This is a genomic window from Pseudoalteromonas sp. NZS11_1 (assembly GCF_015864275.1).
GTDB classification, from domain to species: Bacteria; Pseudomonadota; Gammaproteobacteria; order Enterobacterales; family Alteromonadaceae; genus Pseudoalteromonas; species Pseudoalteromonas arctica.
Genome location: NZ_JADYXK010000012.1, coordinates 92,721 through 114,657 on the forward strand (window position 1 = coordinate 92,721; position 21,937 = coordinate 114,657).

Sequence of the window (21,937 nt, forward strand, 5' to 3'; positions counted from 1 at the left end):
GATAGATGAAAATCCATCCAGTTACGCAACTGATTATACCGATTATAAATACTATGAATAGTGGTTGTAGTAAAAACTATTTTCATGAATACTTGTTAAGTAAGAATCATTACCATTAACCAATATTAATTTATTACAGGCATAAAAAAACCCAGCACTTGGCTGGGTTTTTATTACAAACTATTTAATTAACGTAAAACTTTAACGTTTTTGATAGTTTTGATATGCGCTTCTACACGGCGGTTTTCTGCGTTTGCAGCTTTAGTGTTTGCATCATTTTTAAGACGCTCTTCACCTAAACCAACTGTAGTAATACGGTCTTTAGCAATGCCATCAGAAACTAATTGCTTAGCTACTGCATCAGCACGTTTTTTAGATAACCATTTGTTGTAAGTTGCTTTACCTACAGAAGAAGTGTGACCTTCTAAAAGTACTGTTGTATCTGGGTACTCTTTTAAGAATGCAGATACTTTTTCAATATCGTTTAAGTACTGAGTAGATACTGCTGAAGCATTGTTAGGGAAAGTCACTAATAAGCTTACAGTTACTTCTTTATCTTCATATAAAGTACAACCAGTGCCATCAACTGCATCAGTCATAGGTGTGTTAGCACACTTATCATCTGCATCAGCAATGTTGTCGTTGTCGCTATCTGTAGGAGCTACAGCTACTTCAACAATTTCTGGAGCTGGTTTAACTGGCTCTACAGGAGCTGAATTTTGGCCGAATAAGTAGTTAATACCAATTTTAGCGCCTACATCTGTGTAGCCACGGTCAAGACCTTGGTATACAGCTGTTTCAGCATTTACAAATAAGCCATCTGTAATGAAATGTTGGTAACCAACACCTGCATTTAAGAATGTGTTGTCATCTACTACGTCCATTTCTTTAATACCGAAAAGACCGTAGAAAGGACCACCATTTAAATGGTAAAGAGCATCAATACCGTAACGCTCGCCATCAATACTGTTGCGGTTGCCAGCAACTTTATCAAAAGCATTAAAATCCATATCTGCATATTCAAGACGTGCGCTCCAGTAATCACTGAAACGGTAACCGGCTTCAACACCCCAGCCAGTTGATTCATTTACGTCAAGACCAGCTTGAGCACGCATGTTTTTCCAAGATGCGTCATAGTAGTCGCCAAATGCGCCAATGTAGAAACCTTCTTCTTTATCAGCAGCGAATGTAGATGCGCTAGTTGCAGCCAACGCGATTGCAATTGTAAGTGATTTTAATTTCATTGTTTTCTTCCCATTTGAACAATTTTAAATTGTAGCTAATCGATACTAGCTCAATCAGTTTTATATAGACTAACTGAGCCTTTGTTAATCAATACTTAACGAAAAATAAAGTTTATAACTTTTTTCTATGCCCAGTCACAACACACATCCACTTACTATAGGCGAAATTAAAACTTTATTGAAAAATAAATATAGTAGTTTTTTGTAAATTAGTACTTAGCAAGGAATGTAAGAGCAATTAAATTAAATGCACTTATAAATGTAAATGCAAAGAAACATTGCTTGGCTTTAATTCGGCGCATAATACCACCAGAATTAACATTCCCCTAGATATATGCGCATGTTTGATTAAAAAATGACTCTTTTTAATCATGTGGTTATATTTAAAGTTAAGAGTTAAGTACCACAAAAAGTCTGGTAATCATTCTCATTTATCGGCGTAGCTTGAAATTCTGATAATTTTTCACTGTCAGAATACGGGTTACTGGCTATTTTTATAAAGCGCTGTAGCAACTCACTAGACCCAGTAGCGTTATATTGTGCAATTATTTCTTCGATCACATGATTACGCGGTATTACACGAGGATTTGCAGTTCTCATTACTTCATAACTATTATCGTCGGTTAAGCTTACCCACTTAGCTCTCCATTCAATTAGCGACTCTGGTATTATTACTACTTCTTCTTTTAAGGATTCAGTAAGCGCATCAAAAGTATTGGTGTAATCGAGCTGGTTATCTTTTAATAGTGTTAACAACTCTGCGATTAACTCGCCACTACTATTGCAAGATTCATTTAAACCCAGTTTTTGTGCCCACATAGCCGTAAACTCAGTATTAAATTGCTCAGCAAAGCTATTAATGTATGGCGTCATTAACGAAACAGCTTGTTCGTCATCATCGCTGATAAGCGGTATTAAACTCTCAGCTAAACGAGCACAGTTCCAGTTAGCTATATTAGGTTGATTACCAAATGCATACCGACCTTGTTTGTCGATAGAGCTAAATACAGTATCAAAGTCAAAGCTATTCATCATGGCACACGGGCCGTAATCAATGGTTTCTCCGCTTACTAGCGTATTATCGGTATTCATTACTCCGTGAATAAAGCCAACACGCATCCAGCTCACAACTAGCTTAACTTGGTTTTTAATCACAGCGCCTAAAAATGCTAAATAGCGCTGCGATCCTGTATCTGTTATTTCTGGGTAGTGTCGCTCTATAGCTAAATCGGCTAAATTTTTAAGTCCTTCAACATCGCCTTGCGTCGCTAAATATTGAAACGAGCCAACACGAATATGGCTCGTTGCTAAACGAGTCACTATGGCGCCCGCTTGTGGCGGATTACGATAAACCGTTTCACCACTACCAACAACCGCTAAGCAGCGTGTGGTTTTAATGCCTAGTGCATGCATTGCCTCGCTCATTACGTATTCACGAATAGCAGGACCAAGTGCACAACGCCCATCTCCCCCTCTTGAGTAAGGAGTAGCACCAGAGCCTTTTAATTGAATATCCCACAACTGGTTTTTATCATCATTAATAGCGCCCAGTAAATGCGCTCGCCCATCGCCTAAACGTGGTGAAAAATGTCCAAATTGGTGCCCAGAGTAACCAAGTGCTACTGCAGGAATCGCCTGTTTTTCGTTACCGCTAAAAGTGCTAGCACGCAAATCAGCTGCAACGTTAATATTAAACTCTTTTGCTAAGCTCTCGTTCCACAGTAATAACTGAGGAAAGGCAACACTTGCAGGGAAATCTTCTATCGCAAAGTTTTCCGTAATGTCTGTGTATCTTGGCACTAATTTCATGGTAATTCCTATTATTGCTGACTTATACCAACACGGTTGTCACCAACGCCATAAGCAACAATTAAACTTAACTCTTGCATACTTAAGCCGCTTTGCTTTTGCATTTCATTAAAAAAAGCTTGGGCAGCACTCAGTGATTTTTTAGTTTGTAAGCCGCCGTCTATAATTTTATGAGCACGTAAGTAATTCTCTACATCGCGTGATAGTAAAAAAGTATCTTTACCAAGTGCTCGTAGCGCATAAGGTCCTGTATTTCCGCCTAAACGCGAACCATGTTTTTTTAAATACGCCCATAAACCAATAATATCGTCTGCTGGCCAATTAGCGACAAACTGGCTAAAACTGCCATGTTCCCCTGCTATTTCGTGGATCATGTAAGCATTTTCGGTAATTGTTTTTACTTTTTTATAGTTACGAACGATTCGCTCATCCGTTGCTTTTTGTTCCAGCATATCAGGTGGCATCATTAATAACTTATCAACGCTAAAATCCCAAAAAACCTCTCTAAAGCCTGGCCACTTATTATTAATGACTGACCAATAAAAGCCGCTTTGAAATACTTTTCGAGTAAATTCCTCAAGCCAATCGTCGTCACTTAACGTGCTTAGTTGTTTTTTAGATAGCGGTTTTGCAAGTAATAACTTAAGCATTTTTTCGGAGCCTTTTCGCTCTACCGCTCGCTTATAAATATCGCTAAATTTTTCCATACTAATTAAATACCTCACTACTTATATTGCTAGTGTACGAGAAAAGCACCCAATACGTAACCACTCCCATTATGGATGAATGAATATGCATTTAGTCGCTTGACACCTAGACGGCTAAAATGCTTTAATCGCCGTAATTACCCTATTTAAATTGCACAGGTTTGTAAGTTTTTACTCTACAAACAGGTGTAAAGGGCTAGAAGAGGTGCGTTATTCAGGTAGCGTATGTTAGGAGCGCAAACTCCAGTGAGCATACGTGAGGGGAATTAACGCCGAGAAGTAACCACTTTTGCGAGGTGTTTATTTCGGGCGACTAGGTTGAACCCTAGCGACTGTCACCAATAGCTGCTTATAAAAGCAGCTTATTAGTTTGGTGGAGAGCTTCTGGTCTTAAATATTAAGGCCGTGCGCCCTATTATTTTAAGCCCATTCGCTCTTCGAATTATTAGTTCGAACGACGTTAATGCGGCTCCTTCCATAAAGCTTTTTAACTCTTCGAATAATACCAATTGCATTAAATTAGTTATCGCTAAAATGATCACGCTTTTAATAAAGTTGGTACAAATTATAAGTTCGTGAGAGATGATCAACAACTTCAATTTAAACGACTACTCATTGTGGACCGCGCTCGTAACGCCATTTGATCAACACGGCGATGTTGACTACAACACGTTAACTAAACTGGTTAGCAATCAAGAAGCAGCGCATAACGGTATTTTACTACTTGGCAGCACGGGCGAAGGTTTAGCACTAACGCTAAAAGAGCAACAAGCCATTGTTGAACACGTATGCCAGCTAAAACCAGCAGTACCACTCATGGTTGCTGTGGGCGGTAGTAACTTAAAGCAACAAATTGAGTGGGTTAACTACTGTAATACACTCCCAATTCATAGCTTTTTACTTGGCTCACCGCTTTATGCAAAGCCTGGCGCTATAGGTCAAACTCATTGGTTTGAAAGCCTACTTAATGCAAGTGTTCACCCGTGTATGCTTTATAACGTACCGGGTCGAAGTGCTGTTAGCATTCCAACGGCAACAATTCAAAACTTACAAAATAATAAAAATTTATGGGCGTTAAAAGAAGCGAGCGGCAGCATTGCTCAGTTTGAAGCTTATCGCCAAGCTGCACCTAATTTAGCTATTTTTAGTGGCGACGATGCGCTAATGCCTTATTTTGCTCAAGCTGGCGCAAAAGGGTTAGTGTCGGTAGCTGCAAATGCATGGCCCGCACAAACTCACGAGTTTGTTAAACGCAGCTTAAGTGGTCAACACCCTAATTTATTTGCCCAGTGGTCAAGCGCTATTAATAGCCTATTTGCTGTTGCAAACCCTATTCCCGTAAAGGTATTGATGCATTTGCAAGGTCGCTTAAGCAGCCCGCAACTTCGTCCACCTTTAACACACCTTGAGTTAACTCAAACCGATTGCATCACAACTGCAAACAACACCATTTTATCTTGGCATTAAATACAGGTTTTTATAATGAGCTGGTTAGAACTATTAAATAATTTAGAATCGGGCGCAGTACGCGCAGCATCACAAAACGAAAGCGGCCAATGGCAAGCTAACGTAGAAGTAAAACAAGGCATTTTGGATGCCTTTAAAAATGGCACTAATACTGAGTTTGCCGGTGGTTTTGTTGATAAGCATAACTTAGCTCCGCAAGAATTTAGTACTGACGATGGCGTACGTATGGTGCCGGGTGGCTCTAGTGTTCGCCGTGGTGCTTATGTTGCTAAAGGCACGATTATTATGCCACCAGCGTATGTAAACATTGGTGCATATATCGACGAAGGCACAATGGTAGATAGCCACGCATTAGTTGGCTCGTGTGCACAAGTAGGTAAAAACGTACATTTAAGTGCTGCAGTGCAGCTTGGTGGTGTACTTGAGCCAATTGGTGCAAGCCCAGTAGTTGTAGAAGACGACGCCTTTATTGGCGCTGGCTGTATTATTGTTGAAGGTGTAGTTATTAAAAAAGGCGCAGTACTTGCCCCAGGCGTGCGTTTATCAGCAACTATTCCGGTATACGACTGCGTAAACGAGCGCCAACTTGATAAAGGCGAGCCAATCCCAGAATATGCCATTGTAATACCGGGCTCTCGCCCTGCTTCAAACGAGTGGGCGCGCGAGCAAGGCCTAAGCATGTCGTGTGCGTTAATAGTTAAATACCGCGACGAAAAAAGCGATGCATCATTATTGCTTGAAGAGGTTTTACGATAATGAGCTTTTTGAGCACGCCTATCAAAACCGCTGTAAATACAATTACACAACAACTTGATACACCTTTTTTTGTTTACGACCTAGATCAACTAAACGCGCATCTTGCACGTTTAGTTGCGCAAACCGATGTAAAACTGTGGTACGCGGTAAAAGCAAATCCACTGTCTAAAATTATTCAAAGCTTAGACAGCGCTGGCTTTAATTTTGACGTAGCAAGTAAAGGTGAGCTTGAGCAAGTGCTAGCACAAGGTATTAGCTCACAGCGCGTGCTCAACACAGGGCCTGCAAAAAGCCCTAAACAAATTAAACACTTTATTGAGCGCGGAGTACGTATATTCGTAGCCGAAAGCCTCAATCAAGTACGTTGGTTAAACCAACAAGCGCAACTACAAAATACGCAGTTACAAGTATTACTGCGAGTGCAATTACGCTGGCCTGAAGATGAAAAAAACCCACTGGGCGGCGACAGCCTTACGCCGTTTGGTTTGGGTTGTGATGAGTGGCAAGCACTCAATGTAACCGACTACCCTACACTTAAGTTTGACGGCTTACATATTTTTCAGTGGGGCAACATGCTTAGCACGCAAAAGCTAAGCGAATTGTGGTCACAAATGATTGCACCACTTAGCCAACTTGCCAGCGATTTAAACATCAATCTTAAAGTTTTAGATTTAGGTGGCGGTTTAGGTATTCCTTATACACAAAATGAAGCAACGCTTGATTGGGATGATTTAATAGCTGCGCTCGCTAAAATTAAAAGTGATGCGGGTGTAGAAGAGTTGTGGATGGAGCTTGGTCGCTATGCCGTTGGCGAATGCGGTCATTACGCCAACCCAGTAGTCGAACGCAAACAAAACTACAATCAAGAACAAGTCATTTTAACCGGCGGTATAAATCACCTATTGCGCCCCGCTGTTACCAGTCAAGATTTCCCTGCTGCGTTACTGCGCGAGTCCAATGCAAAAACTCAAGCGGTCACTTTATACGGGCCGCTTTGTACCGCGCTTGATTGCTTGGGTGAGCATAACCTACCAAGCGATTTAAATGAGCACGACTGGCTAGTGTTTAGCCAATGCGGTGCTTACGGCTTTACCGAAAGTATGCCGTATTTTTTATGCCACGAGCTAGCTGCCGAGTATACCCTGCAAAACGGTGAGCTTACCTGTGTTCGCCAAGCTGAAAATGCCAGTCATTATTTAAGGTAATAACTATGAGTAATACAACCCACATCAGCCAAGAGAACATTGTAGTAGGGGAAGTTGCAAACGGCTTACCACTTACAATTCCTGTTTATCGCTTAAAAGGCGATGGCACAGGACCTAGTGTTTATATTCAGGCCAATATGCATGGCGCTGAAGTGCAAGGTAACGCGGTTATTTTTCAGCTACTTGAGCAATTAAAACACCTTAATCTTAATGGCGATATTACATTAGTACCCTATGCCAACCCAATTGGTTGCAATCAAAAATCTGGCGAGTTTACCCTTGGTAGGTTCGACCCGATTACGGGTACTAATTGGAATCGCATGTACCACTACAATAAAAATTTAGTGACGCAGTTTGCAAAAAATCATACTCAGTATGATGACGCTACATTAAAAAGTAACTTTAAACAGGCGCTTATTGACGAAGTAGACAGCAAACTCAACGGCCCTGCTTATTTACTTAATACGGGTAAACGCATTGCGCTTAACTTACAAAAGCTCGCTCATCAGGCTGATATAGTACTCGATTTACACACAGGCCCTATTTCAAGCAAACACTTGTACTGCCCAACTTATGCAACCGACAGCGCGCGCTATTTTAATATTGAACATGTACTGCTTATTCCTAGTGATTTTGACGGCGCTATGGACGAAGCTAACTTTTGCCCATGGTGGCATTTAAGTGATGCACTTAGCGGGCAAGGTCGCGAATTATCAATACCTGTAGAAGCATTTACTGTAGAGCTAGGCAGCCAAGAAAAAATAGACTTAAAAGAAGCACTAAACGATGCTAACAGCATTTTAAGTTACTTAAATCACAAAGGCGTACTGCAAAACGCAACGAATACCCCTGCTGATATTACTCGTTATGCGTGTAATTTAGATGACTATTTTGCTTACTACGCCCCCATTGGCGGTATGGTTGAATACATAGCACCACTTGGCGGGCACATTAAAGCTGGTGAGCCTATTGCTAATATTTTACGGATGGAACGCTACTTAAGCGAGCAACCACTGCAGACACTTACTCTAGATTGCGATGCAATTGCCATTTTGCACTTTGCCTCAGCGAGTGTTAACCAAGGCACCGAGCTTTATAAGTTTTTTACTAACATATTTGAGCTTTAGCTCACCCTTCTCATTGCGTGAGAGCAGATTAGCTAAAATAACTAATCTGCATTAAAAAAGCGGCCTAGGTCGCTTTTTTTCTGATCTATATTTACTTTATATACGTATAATGATTGCTGTGAATACAAATTCAGTAAAAGTTCACCGTTACATATGTAAAAAGACGTTATAATTAAATTAACGCATACAACAACCCGAACTCACAAGGAATTACAATGAGCTGGCGCCACTGGATCACACTTTCTGCCTTAATAAGTACAGCGACCTTCGCACAAGAAGAAGTTTCTACAAACGAGCAAGATAACGACATCGAACTTGTAAAGCAGTGTATTTTAAATGAAGTAATTGGCGGAGACGGTAAACAGACATTAGACGATCTTCGTAAAAAGTGTTCAGCTCTTGAAGAAAACAAACAACTTACCGCGCTTGATAAACGCCAAGCTCGAGAAGAAGTCGGTAAAAAAAATAGAAACGTAATTACGCCACATAAGCGTAACTATATTTTACCGCTTTCGTACGTATCACACCCAAACGATCGCCCTTTTGATGGTTTTGACGAATTAACAGATGATAACGATGGTGAGCCACTAGACAACCTAGAAGCAAAATACCAGCTTTCAATCAAAGTGCCTCTATATGATGATTTTTCTGATGAAGACCAAGCCATATTTTTTGGCTTTACTCTGCAATCTTACTGGCAGCTTTATAACTCAGAAATCTCTTCTCCATTTCGTGAAACCAACTACGAACCAGAAATATTTTGGATAAACTACCTCGACCCAGAAAACGTATTATGGGGCGACGAAATGGCAATTTCACTAGGTATTTCGCATCAATCAAATGGTCGCAGCCAGCCAAACTCGCGTTCGTGGAACCGTATTTATGCAGACTTTATTTGGGAAAACAGAGGCTTTGTTTTTAGTTTTAAACCTTGGTACCGCATAGCTGAGGACGAAAAAGACAACGTTTTAGAAGCTAAAGGCGACGACAACCCAGACATATACAAATACATGGGCTATTTTGAATTTAGTGGTGCATACCGTCTTAACGATCATGAATTTAGCTTCATGACGCGTAACAACTTAAATTCAGAAAACCGTGGTGCAATTCAACTCGACTGGTCATTTCCGTTATGGGGTCGCGTTCGTGGTTATGCACAATATTTTAACGGTTATGGCGAAAGCTTAATTGATTACAACGCGGATGTAGAACGTATTGGTGTAGGTATATTATTAACTGACTTGTTATAAAACGAGCTCACAAAAAAGCCAAGCATTGCTTGGCTTTTTGTTTTTCGACATTAAACAATTATTTTTTAACCGCAAACACACCTTCAAACTCTGCAACTACATTGTCACCATCATAAATAGTAACAGGCACAATATAGGTTGCTTTACCGTCGGTTTCTAAATCGCTTAACTTGCCCTTACATGTTTGTATATCAACACAACCACGTGGGTCTGTAGTAAGCGGTTTTAAGTACTTAATGTTAGCATCGGCCAATACAATATTACCTTCAAGCCCAGCTTCTTTAAGTGCTAAGTACGTAGCGCCCCAACCTGTTAGCGTGGCCAAGCTATAAATAGACCCTGCAAACATCGTGTTATGTAGGTTTAAGTTAGCGTCAAGGTCGGCACTGGTTGTAAATTGCCAATCGGTATAGCTTTCTACCTTAATGCCCATCGCGTCACTAATTGGAATAGACTCACGCCATATATTTTGTAGTACTTGCGTCCAATTAGGGTGGCGGAACCAACCTGGTTCACATGGCTTTTGCTTTACCATTTTAAAGTGTTGAACATCACCATACGCTAAATGCGCTTTTTCTTTTAATTCATAACCGTGGCGCTTATAAAACTCAAGTGCTCGTTCGCGTGCAAACAATACAAGTTCACCGGCATTTTGAACCCATGCAATTTTTTCAAGCTCGTGCAGTAAGCGACTACCAATATGCTGGTTACGATTACCCTCAGCAACTGCCATATAACGCACTTGTGCTTGCTCATGATTGTTAAAGTGCAAACGTGCTACGCCTAGCACTTCACCTTCTTTATTTTTTATAAAGCGATGCTCAGAATCTTGTTCCATATCGTCTTGTTCAGAGCCACGAGGCTCGCCCCAAGGCGCGCGTAATACCTGCCAACGCAATTGATAATACGCTTGCCAATCTTCGCTACTTTGTGGGGTGCTTACCTGAAACATACATACTCCTGTTGTTATATAAGCCGCAAATAAAAGTCAAAAAAGGCTACGGCGTTATACTAATCGTATTGGTTATCTACCAAGCTAAAAAAATAAAATAATTAAATTGATTGGTATTATTATGGCAAATACCATACTCCATCCTAAAAAAACTGCAAATACGACTTTGGTGATGCCTGCAAAATAACGTAAAAAATAATAGCAAAGGGCATTGCGCTTTAACGTTGCTAGTTTATGCTGAGAATATGACTGAAAAAATCAATTATATAAATTCACTGACGGGTTTGCTAAGCGATCAATTTATTGAAAATAGCCACAGCATTGGTCAGTTAATATATTGGCATAAATGCAGTGGTGATCACATTCAAGTACGTGAGCACGAGCAGTTACGCTGGTTACTTATTAACGACACCCTTCAATCTGTTATTGATTTAAATAATCCGAGCTTATTACTTTTTCCGCATTTATTGTACTTAGATAAGCATTGGCAAACTCTTAAGCCGCCACAAAATGTGTTAGAACTTGGCCTTGGCGGTGGAGCAATTCGTAATTATTTACAGTATAAATACCCTAAAGCACAAATAACATCGGTTGAAAAAAACGCCGATATTATTGATTGCTATACCCAGTTTTTTTCGTCAAATAAAAATGAGCAACTGCTTTGCGCCGATGCGCAACAGGTTTTAAAAAGTGCGCTAAATGTTGATTGGGTTATTCTAGATTTATTTAGCCAAATAGATGCACCTCGATTTTTATTTGAAGAGGCATTTTATAAAAAAATCTACTCGGCTTTAAATAACAACGGCGTGCTATTTATTAACTTTTTATCGCAGCATGAATCGCAATTAAAGCAACTTCAGCAGCTATTACTCGATGTATTTGGTTGTAATGTTAGCCCGCAAAAAATTACGGGCTATGTAAATCATATTGTCGTGGTAACCAAAAACTTAAACAGATAAGTTAAACGTAACGGGCCCATCGTTACACAAGCTTACTTGCATATCGGCACCAAACTCACCTGTGGCTATTGTAAGCCCCAACTCTTTAGCTTGAGCTACAAAGTATTCGTAAAGCTCGTTAGCTTGGCTTGGCGTTGCCGCAGATGAAAAACTAGGGCGCATACCCTTTTTAGTGTCAGCCGCTAGCGTAAATTGCGAAACCACAAGTAACTCACCTTTAATATCTTTAAGGCTTAAGTTCATTTTGTCGTTTTCGTCAGTAAAAATACGATAATTACTTACTTTGTGTAAAAGTTTGTCAGATGTTTGCTTGTCGTCGTGTTTTTCGACACCTAATAGCAACAATATACCATTGCCAATCTCGCCTACTACTTGGTTATTAATTTCTACTTTGGCATACTTTACACGCTGTATTAAACCTTGCATTTAAACTGTATCCTTTAGTGCTGGTTCATCATCTTCTAGTTCAAGCTCAGGTGTTTCTGGAATATCATTTGGGCTAATGCACGCTGTAAATTCAGCGCCAAGCAAAACAACTACCCACGACAAATACACCCATACAAACAAAATAGGAATGGTAGCTACTGCGCCGTAAATAACTTCGTACGACGGAAAATGGCTAATATAAAGTGCAAATCCTTTTTTAGTCAGCTCAAATAAAAGTGCCGCAAAAAAAGCGCCAGGTATTGCCGCTCTAAACGACACGCGCGTATTAGGCACTAAGGTGTAGAGCATAATAAAGCCCACCATCGAAATCCCGTACGGCAATAACTTTAACAAAAATCCGCTAAACCCAGGAATACCCTGATCAGCAAACGATACCAACGATACAATGTAAGAGGTAACACCAATACTGGCACCGAGCAGCATAGGCCCTAAGCTCAAAACCATCCAGTACACAGCAAATGAGATCATCATTGGGCGTTTTTTCTTAATTCGCCAAATTCGGTTTAATGTGGCGTCTACATTGCGTATTAACAGTAAGGCTATTGCAGCTAAAAAACCAATACCTACTGCCGTCATTTGGTTGGCATTGCCCGCAAAGGAGCTAATGTGCTCTCTAATAACATCGGTAGAAGTAGGGACAAAGTTGGTAAACAAAAAGCTCTCAATTTCCATGCGAGTAGATTCAAAGCCCGGAAAAGCCGAAAATATAGCAACACCCACCGCAATTAATGGCACTAACGACAGAAGTGTCACGTAAGCAAGGTAACCTGCATTAACCGTTATTTGATCGTCTATACAACGATTGAAATACTGCATCCACCAACCAGGTTGCTGGCGTATAAAGGACTTAACTTGCTGTTTGTAATGTGAGAGCTTATCATTCATACAATTGACTTGTGCTTATATAGTTTTGATTATAATAACAATCAGCGCCATAATTTACAGCACTAACGCACGTAAACAGGAATTCAAATGAAAAAACAAACATTACTCAGTGTTTCAATGCTTGTAGTAACACTTACTTTAACTGGCTGCCAATCAGCTTATTACTCTGCAATGGAAAAAGTGGGTGTTCATAAACGCGATATTCTTATTGACCGCGTAGAAGAAACCAAAGACTCTCAAGAAGAGTCACAAGAAGAATTTAAATCGGCACTAGAGCGCTTAACGACTCTAATCGATTTTAATGGTGGCGAATTACAAGACACTTATAATCAGTTAAACGACGATTACGAGTCGAGCTTAAATGCCGCTAACGAAGTCTCAACTAACATCAATAAGGTAGAAGACGTGGCAGAAGCGCTATTTGATGAATGGGGCGATGAGTTGGAGCAATACAAAAGCGCATCACTTAAGCGTGAAAGCAGCAAAAAGCTAGCCGCGACTAAGCGTCAATTTGATCAGCTATTACGCTCAATGCGCAGCGCAGAGAGTAAAATGGAGCCAGTATTAACTTCGCTTCATGATAACGTTTTATACTTAAAGCATAACTTAAATGCACAAGCGGTATCGGCTATTAAAGGTGAATTCACTAACCTTAAGCGCGATATTCAATTGTTGATGAACGACATGAACAAATCGATTGCTGATTCAAACAAATTTATTGAACAAATGAACAGCGCTGGCTAATTATTTGTTACTTAAACAAGCCTGCTCAATTGCAGGCTTTTTTATGTTAAAGGGAATGCTAAAAGGGATTTACAATGAAACGCTTTTTAATCGCAACAACGCTCTTATGTATATTAACGGCCTGCGGTGCACCTAATAATATTAATCATATATCCAGCCCCGACTCAGTTGTTGTTATTAATGATAAGAATGGTCGTTATAAAAATTTATACACAGGTGAAAAAACATATCCCACTACCTGTACTGAAAACTGCTACCCAGCCCACCCAGACTTACTATGCAAAACCGGCAGCGAAAACTGCCAGTACCAAGGCCAGCAAACTAAACCACAGCTTAGCACTGGCTATACCGTACGCTGGCTTGGTCACGCTAGTTTTGTAATTAACACCCCAAATGGTCAAAGTGTGCTGTTTGATCCGGTAAAAAATCAGTTTGATTCTCCAGTCGCACTTGGCTTTAAACTCGGCGGTGGTATTTATCGTAAAGCAGGCGCTTGGCCTAGTGAGCAAGAACTGGAAAATATTGATGCTGTAATGTATTCGCATATTCATTACGATCACTTTAATAAGGCCGACATACAAAGCATTGGCAATAAACCTCGCTATTTAACACCACTCGGTATGGCCGACAACTTTCCTACCGGTGGTTTTAATATTAGCGAAATGCCGTGGTATTCAACAACCAACATTGACGACTTAGTTATTAATGCCGTGCCAGCTCATCATTTTAGCGCTCGTGTATTGGTGCCCTTTATTTACGAAGATAACAATAAAGACTTATGGAATGGCTGGCTGCTTGAACAAAACGGCAGTACCTTATTTTTTGCAGGCGATACGGGCTACTCAAAACACTTTAAAGACATACAGCAAAAATATGGCGATATAGATGTGTGCTTAATACCAATCGCATCTTACTACAGTAAAGAAAGTGGTAAATTTTATCGTTACGTTCACACCACACCAGAGGATGCGCTCAACGCAGCACAAGAGCTTAACTGCAAAGTAATGATACCGTGGGGATACGGTAACTCAAGTTGGAAAATGGGTGACCACAGCAGTCATTCAGCCTTACTGCGCTTATTGCATATGTACACTAAAATGGATTCAAAAGTACCGCTGTATATTTTAAACGAAGGCGAAAGTATTTCACTATAACTATTTACTTAGCTGTTTTAAGATTGTTATTACATTAAGACAAATCCACAATAAAATTGAGAAATTAATGAAAAAATTAGCACTCGCCTTAAGCTTTTTATTAAGCACGCCAACAATGGCTATTGATGTTGAACATACATCAACTCCAATTACTATTGATGGCGTATCAGAAAGTGCGTGGGATAAAGCCGCTTGGCACGATATGCCTTATTTAATGGATGGCACACTGCCATCAAACGATGCCGACTTTAAAGGGCGTTATCGCTTACTGTGGGATCAAAACTATTTATACCTACAAGCCGATATTGTGGATGACGTTTTAATAGATACACACGCCGATCCAACGTATAAATATTGGGATGACGATGCGCTTGAAGTATTTATTGATAGCGATGCATCAGGTGGTAATCATCAATTTAATCACACCGCTTTGGCATACCATATTGGCCTTGATAACCAAGCCGCCGATTACGGACCTGATAAAAAAGCCCATTTGTATACCGACCACCTAGTTAGTAATTGGAAGCGCAATACCACCACGCCTTTTAACATTACCTGGGAAGTAGCGATAAAACTCTACCCGAATGATTATAAAGAAGGTGCTAAAAATACCCCAATTACACTTAGCGAAAAGCAGGTAATCGGATTTATGCTAGCGTATTGCGATAACGATGGCAGTGACGTGCGCGAGCACTTTATGGGCTCACACGAAGTACAACCAGTAAATGGCGACAGAAACCGTGGCTTTATAGATGCAGATGTATTTGGCAAAATCACCCTACTCCCTAAAAAGTAAGTTACTCCCACCAATAAAATAATTAAGTAGGTTGGGTTGAGCGCAGCGAAACCCAACGAAAAAAATCCCCTACCAACAAACATGGGGGTTTTGCATTATCGATTGCTTAAATAAAGATCAAAGTAAAAATATTACCTACTTGACCTGTAACAATATTAATTTTGAGTTTTTTCTAGATCCACTATCCAATGATTATTTTCAAAGTCTTTTTTTTCCGACTCATCAAACTCAAATACTCTTTTAAAAATACTGTTCAAGTCAAATAGGAATTGTCCTTTATCTAAAACTTCTAACCTTGCTTGAATATTTTTTTCCCAGCCGTTGTCGTTTGTATTTAGAAGCACTTTCTCAGCATTAGAGTGAGCAAGAGTATTCCTCAAGTTAATTATTTTACTTATTTTTTCATTAGTCTCTTTATCAAGATCTATATCCAATTTTAACTTTATATAATCTCTCCATTTATCTCTAACCCTCAAATTTTTAAGTCGATTGCTTAACTTCAAATACCTTGCGCCATAATAATTAATATATGCTTCTAATGTGAGCGCAGCATATAAAACGAAAGAATTTGAATAAAATATGAAAGAGTGAATATGCAATCTATCTTCTTTACTTAACTGACCTGACCTCTCCCTAGCTTCTTTATATTTAGGATACGCTGCTTGTATTGAAAAAAAACAGTCTACCGTGAAATTGTAATACAGTTCATATTGCTTCTCTAAAATATATTTTTCACCATCATCGTTTTTAAGTAATATTCCAGTATGCATAGTTAATTCCTTTTTACATTTTCCAATTTATTTAATATTCAAAATAGCACTCATTTAAATTTAAATAAATGAATCTCACCCACAAAAAAGCCGCTGTATTTTTCAATACAGCGGCTTTTAAAATCATAATTCTAAATTAATAGATTATGCTTTAGGTCCACGACCTGCACGTTTACGTTCGTTTTCTGTAAGGTAACGCTTACGAATACGAATGTTTAGTGGAGTTACTTCAACTAGCTCGTCATCATCGATGAACTCAAGCGCTTGCTCAAGTGAGTAGTTAAGGTGTGGAGAAAGCGTTTGCGCTTCATCAGTACCAGATGCACGTACGTTAGTTAACTGCTTGCCTTTAAGGGCGTTAACTGTAAGGTCGTTATCACGGTTATGAATACCGATAACCATACCTTCGTATACTTCAACACCGTGACCGATGAATAAACGGCCGCGTTCTTGTAAGTTGAATAATGCGTTAGTAAGTGCTTTACCAGTTGCATTTGCAATCATTACGCCGTTCTTACGAACACCGATGTCGCCACCTTTGTGAGGACCGTAATGATCGAACGTATGGTACATAAGACCAGAACCCGAAGTAAGCGTCATGAAATCAGTTTGGAAACCAATTAAACCACGGCTAGGGATCATGAAATCTAAACGCATACGGCCTTTGCCATCTGGAGTCATGTTAGTAAGCTCACCTTTACGTAGGCCAACTTGTTCCATAACAGAACCCTGATGCTCGTCTTGACAGTCAATAGTAACTGTTTCAAACGGTTCTTCTAGAACGCCATCTACAGTACGTAAGATAACTTCCGGACGAGAAACTGAAAGCTCGTAACCTTCACGACGCATGTTCTCGATTAAGATACCTAGGTGTAATTCACCACGACCAGAAACACGGAAGCTATCTGGGCTACCAGTATCTTCAACGCGAAGTGCTACGTTGTGTACTAATTCTTTGTCTAAACGTTCACGGATATTACGTGACGTTACAAACTTACCTTCTTTACCACAGAAAGGTGAGTTATTTACAGAGAATGTCATTGTTACAGTTGGCTCATCAACACTTAGTGGTGGTAATGCTTCAACGTTTCCTGGGAAACAAACTGTATCAGAAATCTTAAGCTCACCAATACCTGTTACAGTTACGATGTTACCAGCGTAAGCTCTGTCAGTTTCGATACGTTCAAGACCTAGGTAGCTTTGTACTGCGCCAATTTTACCATTACGTGTAGTGCCATCAGCACTGATAATAGTAACTTGTTGGTTAGGAGCAACAGAACCACGTTTAATACGACCAATACCAACTACACCAACATAAGAGTTGTAATCTAGTTGAGAAATTTGCATTTGGAAGTCACCTTCAGGATCTGCATCCGGTGGTGATACTTCGTCAACGATCATCTTGAACATAGGTTCCATGTTGTCTGATGGCTCGTCTAAATCTAGTGTTGCCCAGCCGTTGATAGCTGAAGCGTAGATTACTTTAAAGTCTAACTGTTCGTCAGTTGCGCCAAGGTTGTCGAATAAATCAAAGATTTGATCCATAACCCAATCAGGACGTGAACCTGGCTTATCAATTTTATTGATAACTACGATTGGCTTTAAGCCTTGCGCGAATGCTTTTTGCGTAACGAAACGCGTTTGTGGCATTGGACCTTCTTGAGCATCAACAAGTAATAATACTGAGTCAGCCATCGAAAGTACGCGTTCAACTTCACCACCGAAATCGGCGTGTCCCGGAGTATCTACGATATTGATATGGTAGTCGTTCCAAGAGATGGCTGTGTTTTTAGCCAAAATGGTAATACCACGTTCTTTCTCAATGTCGTTTGAGTCCATCACGCGCTCTTCGTTACCGCCGCGTGTTTCTAATGTACCTGATTGCTCAAGTAGTTTGTCAACCAGAGTTGTTTTACCGTGGTCAACGTGCGCGATAATCGCTATATTTCTTAACTTTTCGATGCTCATATATTTACTCAGAGAAATTAAATTCTCAATGATCCTGCAAGATCTACGCACTCATCCACGCTTTCGCGAGATGTCCCAGCATAGGATTTAAAAGGGCGCATATTATCCCTCATTAATGACATGGATGAAAGTTTATCCAATACATATTTTAAAACTTTCTCAATACTTTTACTAAGTATCTGTTTTATATATGACAATTATATGAATTAAATTTCAATATTTTTTTGAAAAACAGTCTTTTTGGCTATTTTTCCGATCTTTTTGTTACTCTTTTACATTTAGGTTATGCTAATTTCAGCTGATTAAATTAACAACAAATTACGCTCTGTAAATTTTGCACTAAAATGGAATATTTACGCACCAACATGGTGCGTTTATATATTCCATTTTGATGCAATGATATTTTTTTAATTTATAAACAGCCAGTTACAATAATGGCACAAAATCAGCTTAGTAAATACCAAAGCAATTATGCAGCAATAACAAAACCCAATAGTTGGAGGACACATGTCACAATCGGTTTTAGATTTTATTAAAGAAAATGACGTCAAGTTCATTGATTTACGCTTTACTGACACTAAGGGTAAAGAGCAACATGTATCGATTCCTCATCACCAAGTTGATGAAGATTTTTTCGAAGACGGTAAAATGTTCGACGGTTCTTCAATTGCAGGCTGGAAAGGCATAAACGAATCAGACATGGTATTAATGCCAGTTCCTGAGTCAATCAAACTAGACCCTTTCACTGAAGAAGCGACATTAATTTTACGTTGTGACGTAGTAGAGCCTTCTACACTACAAGGCTATGAGCGCGACCCGCGTTCTGTTGCTAAGCGTGCTGAAGATTACATGCGTTCTACAGGCATTGCAGACACTGTTTTATTTGGCCCTGAGCCAGAATTTTTCGTATTTGACGATGTTAAATACAAATCAGATATGTCTGGTTCTATGTACAAAATTGATTCTAAGCAAGCTGCTTGGAACTCAGATAAAGAATATGCAGATGGCAACACTGGTCACCGTCCAGGTGTTAAAGGCGGTTACTTCCCAGTTGCTCCAGTTGATGACTTCCAAGATTGGCGTTCAGCTACGTGTCTAGTTCTAGAAGAAATGGGCCAAGTAGTAGAAGCACATCACCACGAAGTAGCAACAGCAGGTCAAAACGAAATCGCTACTCGCTTTAATACAATGGTATTAAAAGCGGATGAAATTCAAGAAATGAAATATGTTATCCATAACATGGCTCACTTATACGGTAAAACAGCAACGTTTATGCCTAAGCCAGTTGTTGGTGATAACGGTTCTGGTATGCATTGTCACCAGTCACTTGCTAAAGATGGTGTAAACCTTTTTGCTGGTGATAAGTACGGCGGCCTTTCTGAAGATGCACTTTACTACATTGGCGGCATCATCAAGCATGCTAAAGCAATTAACGCTTTTGCAAATGCGTCTACTAACTCGTACAAACGTTTAGTACCAGGTTTTGAAGCACCAGTTATGCTTGCATACTCTGCACGTAACCGTTCTGCATCAATCCGTATCCCAGTGGTTCCATCTGAAAAAGGTCGTCGTATTGAAGTACGCTTCCCGGATCCAACTGCTAACCCATACCTTGCTTTCTCAGCAATGCTTATGGCTGGCCTTGATGGTATCAAAAACAAGATCCATCCTGGCGATGCTATGGATAAAGATTTATACGACTTACCAGCTGAAGAAGCAGCAGAAATTCCAACTGTTGCAGCATCACTTGACGAAGCACTATCTGCACTTAGCGCAGACCGTGAATTCTTAACTCAAGGTGGCGTATTCACTGATGACTTAATCGATGCTTACATCGAACTTAAGTCTAAAGAAGTTGAAAAGCTTAACATGACAACTCACCCAGTTGAGTTTGAAATGTACTACAGCTGTTAATTAAGCTGTAAAAAATATGTGTGTTCTCAAGCCCGCTTTGCGGGCTTTTTTAATGGTAAAATTAGTCAATCTCCACTAAAGTTAAGTTACCGATAAAAATGCAGGGCTGCAGAGTGAATAACAAGATTTTATTACTATTAATTACTTTAGGATTAAGTAATTATGGTTATGCCGGTGAAACAAAAATATACGCTTGGAAAGATAAAAATGGCGTATTAGTGTTCTCAGACACCCCTCATAAAGGGGCCCAAGAAGTAAAGCTCACCAGCCAAGATCTTAATATGCCTGCAACAAATACTGACATTTTTGACGAGCAGCCTCAACAAGCGGCCTTTAGTATTGCTATTTCCTCACCTGATCATAACCAGACTATTCGTGAAAATACCGGCACTGTTTATGTAACTAGCCGAATAAAACCACGCTTTGAAACTGGTTTTACTATACAACTTTTTATTGATGGTAAAGCACACGGCCCAGCCAGTGACAGCTCAACCTTTGCAATTAGAGATGTAGAACGTGGTCAGCACACACTACAATTAAAGCTTTTTAATAGTAAAAACCAAGTTATTGCTACAAGCGAACCCTGCATATTTTTTATGCACCGAAAAGGGCTAAACCTAGGTAACTAAATTGGGGCATTACTAAACGTGCAGCAGTGTATTTAACCATATAACTTGCTTGCAAACATCCACGCACTAAAATGGTGCAGCTATGATTAATAATAAAAACTTTAGCCCTGAGCTACTCGATGCCATTTGGCAAAATCAAACAACCGCTATCATGCTACTTGATAAAAACTTCACCGTTGTATATGCCAATACCAGTACCAGCGAGCTGCTTGGCCTTGGTAATAAGCGCTTGTTAGAACAACCGTTTGATAGCCTTTTTAACTACCATTCAATCGATTTACAGCGTATAGAACAATACTCATTAGTTGAAGGCGTAGATTGCCAGCAGCATAGAGCTGACGTGGTTTTTAGCGATTCTCGCCATGCAAAAGTAGCCGTAAGTACACGACAAATTAAGTTTAATGGCTCGCTTTATATTTTATTTGAGTGGCGCCAAACCGATGACGAAATTAAGCACGACCAAGCGTCTAATCAAATGCATCAATATCAAGCTGCCCGAAACCTAATTAGAGGCTTAGCTCACGAAATTAAAAATCCTTTAGGTGGAATTCGCGGAGCGGCGCAGTTATTGCAGTATGAGGTTGATCAACAAGAAAGAGATCAATGTGCTGAGCTCATCATTGAGCAAGCCGACCGATTACGCGAACTAGTAGATAGGCTTTTGGGGCCCAATCAACTTCCGCAAAAATCGTATGGCAATATACATCAATCACTTGAATCAGTTGCAAGGCTAAGTACGTTAGATAATTGTTCTAACATTAGCTTAGTTAAAGATTACGACCCGAGTATTCCTGATGTATACATTGATCAAGGCAAAATTCAGCAAGTGGTATTAAACATTGTTCGAAATGCCCAACAGGCGCTTGTAGATGGCGGTGAAATAACAATAAAAACCCGCATTAATCATCAACATCGTCGCCCAGGTAAAGCACCTAAAAAAGCCTTGTTGATCCAAATATCTGATAACGGACCAGGTATTGATCCCAGTGTACGCGAAACACTGTTCTACCCTATGATCACCAATAAAGAAGGTGGCTCTGGGTTAGGACTCTCAATAGCGCAAACACTGATAGATCAACATGATGGCTATATAGAATGTGATAGCTGGCCTGGACATACTGAATTTAATATCTATCTGCCCTTTGCAGATTAAT

General features: G+C 39.8%; 20 protein-coding genes and 1 riboswitch. Of the genes, 12 read left to right on the forward strand and 8 right to left on the reverse strand.

The genetic code is table 11. The features are described from left to right. Positions 1-188: 188 nt before the first annotated feature. The 3 genes from I6F44_RS10610 to I6F44_RS10620 form a co-directional block, all read right to left on the reverse strand. A complete protein-coding gene (locus I6F44_RS10610; protein WP_024597215.1) occupies positions 189-1,244 on the reverse strand; it encodes an OmpA family protein in 1,056 nt (351 codons plus the stop codon). A 396-nt stretch (positions 1,245-1,640) separates the two neighbouring features. After that, positions 1,641-3,053 (reverse strand): protein adenylyltransferase SelO, encoded by a 1,413-nt coding sequence (locus I6F44_RS10615; protein WP_197173752.1) that lies wholly within the window; start codon positions 3,051-3,053, stop codon positions 1,641-1,643. Between the two features lie 11 nt (positions 3,054-3,064). Continuing rightward, positions 3,065-3,760 carry a DNA-3-methyladenine glycosylase I gene (locus I6F44_RS10620; protein WP_024589543.1) on the reverse strand — a complete coding sequence of 232 codons (696 nt, stop codon included), beginning with the start codon at positions 3,758-3,760 and terminating at the stop codon, positions 3,065-3,067. Between the two features lie 192 nt (positions 3,761-3,952). Then, a riboswitch (Lysine riboswitch) is annotated at positions 3,953-4,152 on the forward strand. 190 nt (positions 4,153-4,342) lie between these two features. Between I6F44_RS10620 and dapA the strand changes: the two genes are divergently transcribed. From dapA to I6F44_RS10645, 5 genes are all read left to right on the forward strand, one after another. Then, the gene (gene dapA / locus I6F44_RS10625; protein WP_024589542.1) at positions 4,343-5,227 is read left to right on the forward strand and encodes a 4-hydroxy-tetrahydrodipicolinate synthase; all 885 of its coding nucleotides are present in this window, start codon (positions 4,343-4,345) and stop codon (positions 5,225-5,227) included. Between the two features lie 15 nt (positions 5,228-5,242). Then, positions 5,243-5,983, forward strand: coding sequence for a 2,3,4,5-tetrahydropyridine-2,6-dicarboxylate N-succinyltransferase (locus tag I6F44_RS10630; protein ID WP_007376223.1), 741 nt, complete (start codon positions 5,243-5,245; stop codon positions 5,981-5,983). Further along, positions 5,983-7,188: a PLP-dependent decarboxylase gene (locus I6F44_RS10635; RefSeq protein WP_197173753.1), complete on the forward strand. Its 1,206-nt coding sequence runs from the start codon at positions 5,983-5,985 to the stop codon at positions 7,186-7,188. Before I6F44_RS10630 ends, I6F44_RS10635 begins: the two co-directional genes overlap by 1 nt. Positions 7,189-7,193: 5 nt before the next feature. After that, positions 7,194-8,315, forward strand: coding sequence for a succinylglutamate desuccinylase/aspartoacylase family protein (locus tag I6F44_RS10640; protein ID WP_121953819.1), 1,122 nt, complete (start codon positions 7,194-7,196; stop codon positions 8,313-8,315). 215 nt (positions 8,316-8,530) lie between these two features. Continuing rightward, complete coding sequence (locus I6F44_RS10645) at positions 8,531-9,565, forward strand: phospholipase A (protein WP_121953820.1); 1,035 nt, start codon at positions 8,531-8,533, stop codon at positions 9,563-9,565. Between the two features lie 58 nt (positions 9,566-9,623). On the opposite strand, the gene I6F44_RS10650 is transcribed toward I6F44_RS10645, so the two are convergent. Beyond that, on the reverse strand, positions 9,624-10,517 hold the full coding sequence (locus I6F44_RS10650) for a bifunctional GNAT family N-acetyltransferase/hotdog fold thioesterase (RefSeq protein ID WP_076925800.1): 894 nt from the start codon (positions 10,515-10,517) through the stop codon (positions 9,624-9,626). A 245-nt stretch (positions 10,518-10,762) separates the two neighbouring features. On the opposite strand from I6F44_RS10650, the gene I6F44_RS10655 reads away from it, so the two are divergent. Next, positions 10,763-11,476 (forward strand): spermidine synthase, encoded by a 714-nt coding sequence (locus I6F44_RS10655; RefSeq protein ID WP_121953821.1) that lies wholly within the window; start codon positions 10,763-10,765, stop codon positions 11,474-11,476. Here the strand turns inward: I6F44_RS10655 and dtd are convergent. Then, positions 11,465-11,902 (reverse strand): D-aminoacyl-tRNA deacylase, encoded by a 438-nt coding sequence (gene dtd, locus I6F44_RS10660; RefSeq protein WP_121953822.1) that lies wholly within the window; start codon positions 11,900-11,902, stop codon positions 11,465-11,467. The two genes, I6F44_RS10655 and dtd, sit on opposite strands and share 12 nt — an antisense overlap. Further along, positions 11,903-12,808, reverse strand: a complete 906-nt coding sequence (locus I6F44_RS10665; protein WP_121953823.1) for a virulence factor BrkB family protein — start codon at positions 12,806-12,808, stop codon at positions 11,903-11,905. It lies immediately after the preceding gene. An 87-nt stretch (positions 12,809-12,895) separates the two neighbouring features. On the opposite strand from I6F44_RS10665, the gene I6F44_RS10670 reads away from it, so the two are divergent. The 3 genes from I6F44_RS10670 to I6F44_RS10680 all read left to right on the forward strand — a co-directional run bounded on the left by I6F44_RS10670 (position 12,896) and on the right by I6F44_RS10680 (position 15,502). Further along, on the forward strand, positions 12,896-13,552 hold the full coding sequence (locus tag I6F44_RS10670; protein ID WP_024597208.1) for a DUF2959 domain-containing protein: 657 nt from the start codon (positions 12,896-12,898) through the stop codon (positions 13,550-13,552). A 74-nt stretch (positions 13,553-13,626) separates the two neighbouring features. Next, on the forward strand, positions 13,627-14,706 hold the full coding sequence (locus tag I6F44_RS10675) for an MBL fold metallo-hydrolase (protein WP_121953825.1): 1,080 nt from the start codon (positions 13,627-13,629) through the stop codon (positions 14,704-14,706). A gap of 67 nt (positions 14,707-14,773) precedes the next feature. Next, positions 14,774-15,502, forward strand: coding sequence for a CBM9 family sugar-binding protein (locus I6F44_RS10680; RefSeq protein WP_197173754.1), 729 nt, complete (start codon positions 14,774-14,776; stop codon positions 15,500-15,502). Positions 15,503-15,657: 155 nt separating this feature from the next. Here the strand turns inward: I6F44_RS10680 and I6F44_RS10685 are convergent, their stop codons facing one another. Then, on the reverse strand, positions 15,658-16,272 hold the full coding sequence (locus I6F44_RS10685) for a hypothetical protein (protein ID WP_121953827.1): 615 nt from the start codon (positions 16,270-16,272) through the stop codon (positions 15,658-15,660). 144 nt (positions 16,273-16,416) lie between these two features. Beyond that, positions 16,417-18,240 (reverse strand): translational GTPase TypA, encoded by a 1,824-nt coding sequence (gene typA, locus I6F44_RS10690; RefSeq protein ID WP_024589533.1) that lies wholly within the window; start codon positions 18,238-18,240, stop codon positions 16,417-16,419. Between the two features lie 507 nt (positions 18,241-18,747). Between typA and glnA the strand changes: the two genes are divergently transcribed. The 3 genes from glnA to glnL all read left to right on the forward strand — a co-directional run bounded on the left by glnA (position 18,748) and on the right by glnL (position 21,936). Next, the gene (gene glnA / locus I6F44_RS10695; protein WP_010554792.1) at positions 18,748-20,154 is read left to right on the forward strand and encodes a glutamate--ammonia ligase; all 1,407 of its coding nucleotides are present in this window, start codon (positions 18,748-18,750) and stop codon (positions 20,152-20,154) included. Positions 20,155-20,267: 113 nt separating this feature from the next. Further along, positions 20,268-20,783 carry a DUF4124 domain-containing protein gene (locus I6F44_RS10700; RefSeq protein ID WP_197173755.1) on the forward strand — a complete coding sequence of 172 codons (516 nt, stop codon included), beginning with the start codon at positions 20,268-20,270 and terminating at the stop codon, positions 20,781-20,783. An 82-nt stretch (positions 20,784-20,865) separates the two neighbouring features. Next, positions 20,866-21,936, forward strand: a complete 1,071-nt coding sequence (gene glnL / locus I6F44_RS10705) for a nitrogen regulation protein NR(II) (RefSeq protein ID WP_007582173.1) — start codon at positions 20,866-20,868, stop codon at positions 21,934-21,936. The last annotated feature ends 1 nt before the right edge of the window (position 21,937 follow it).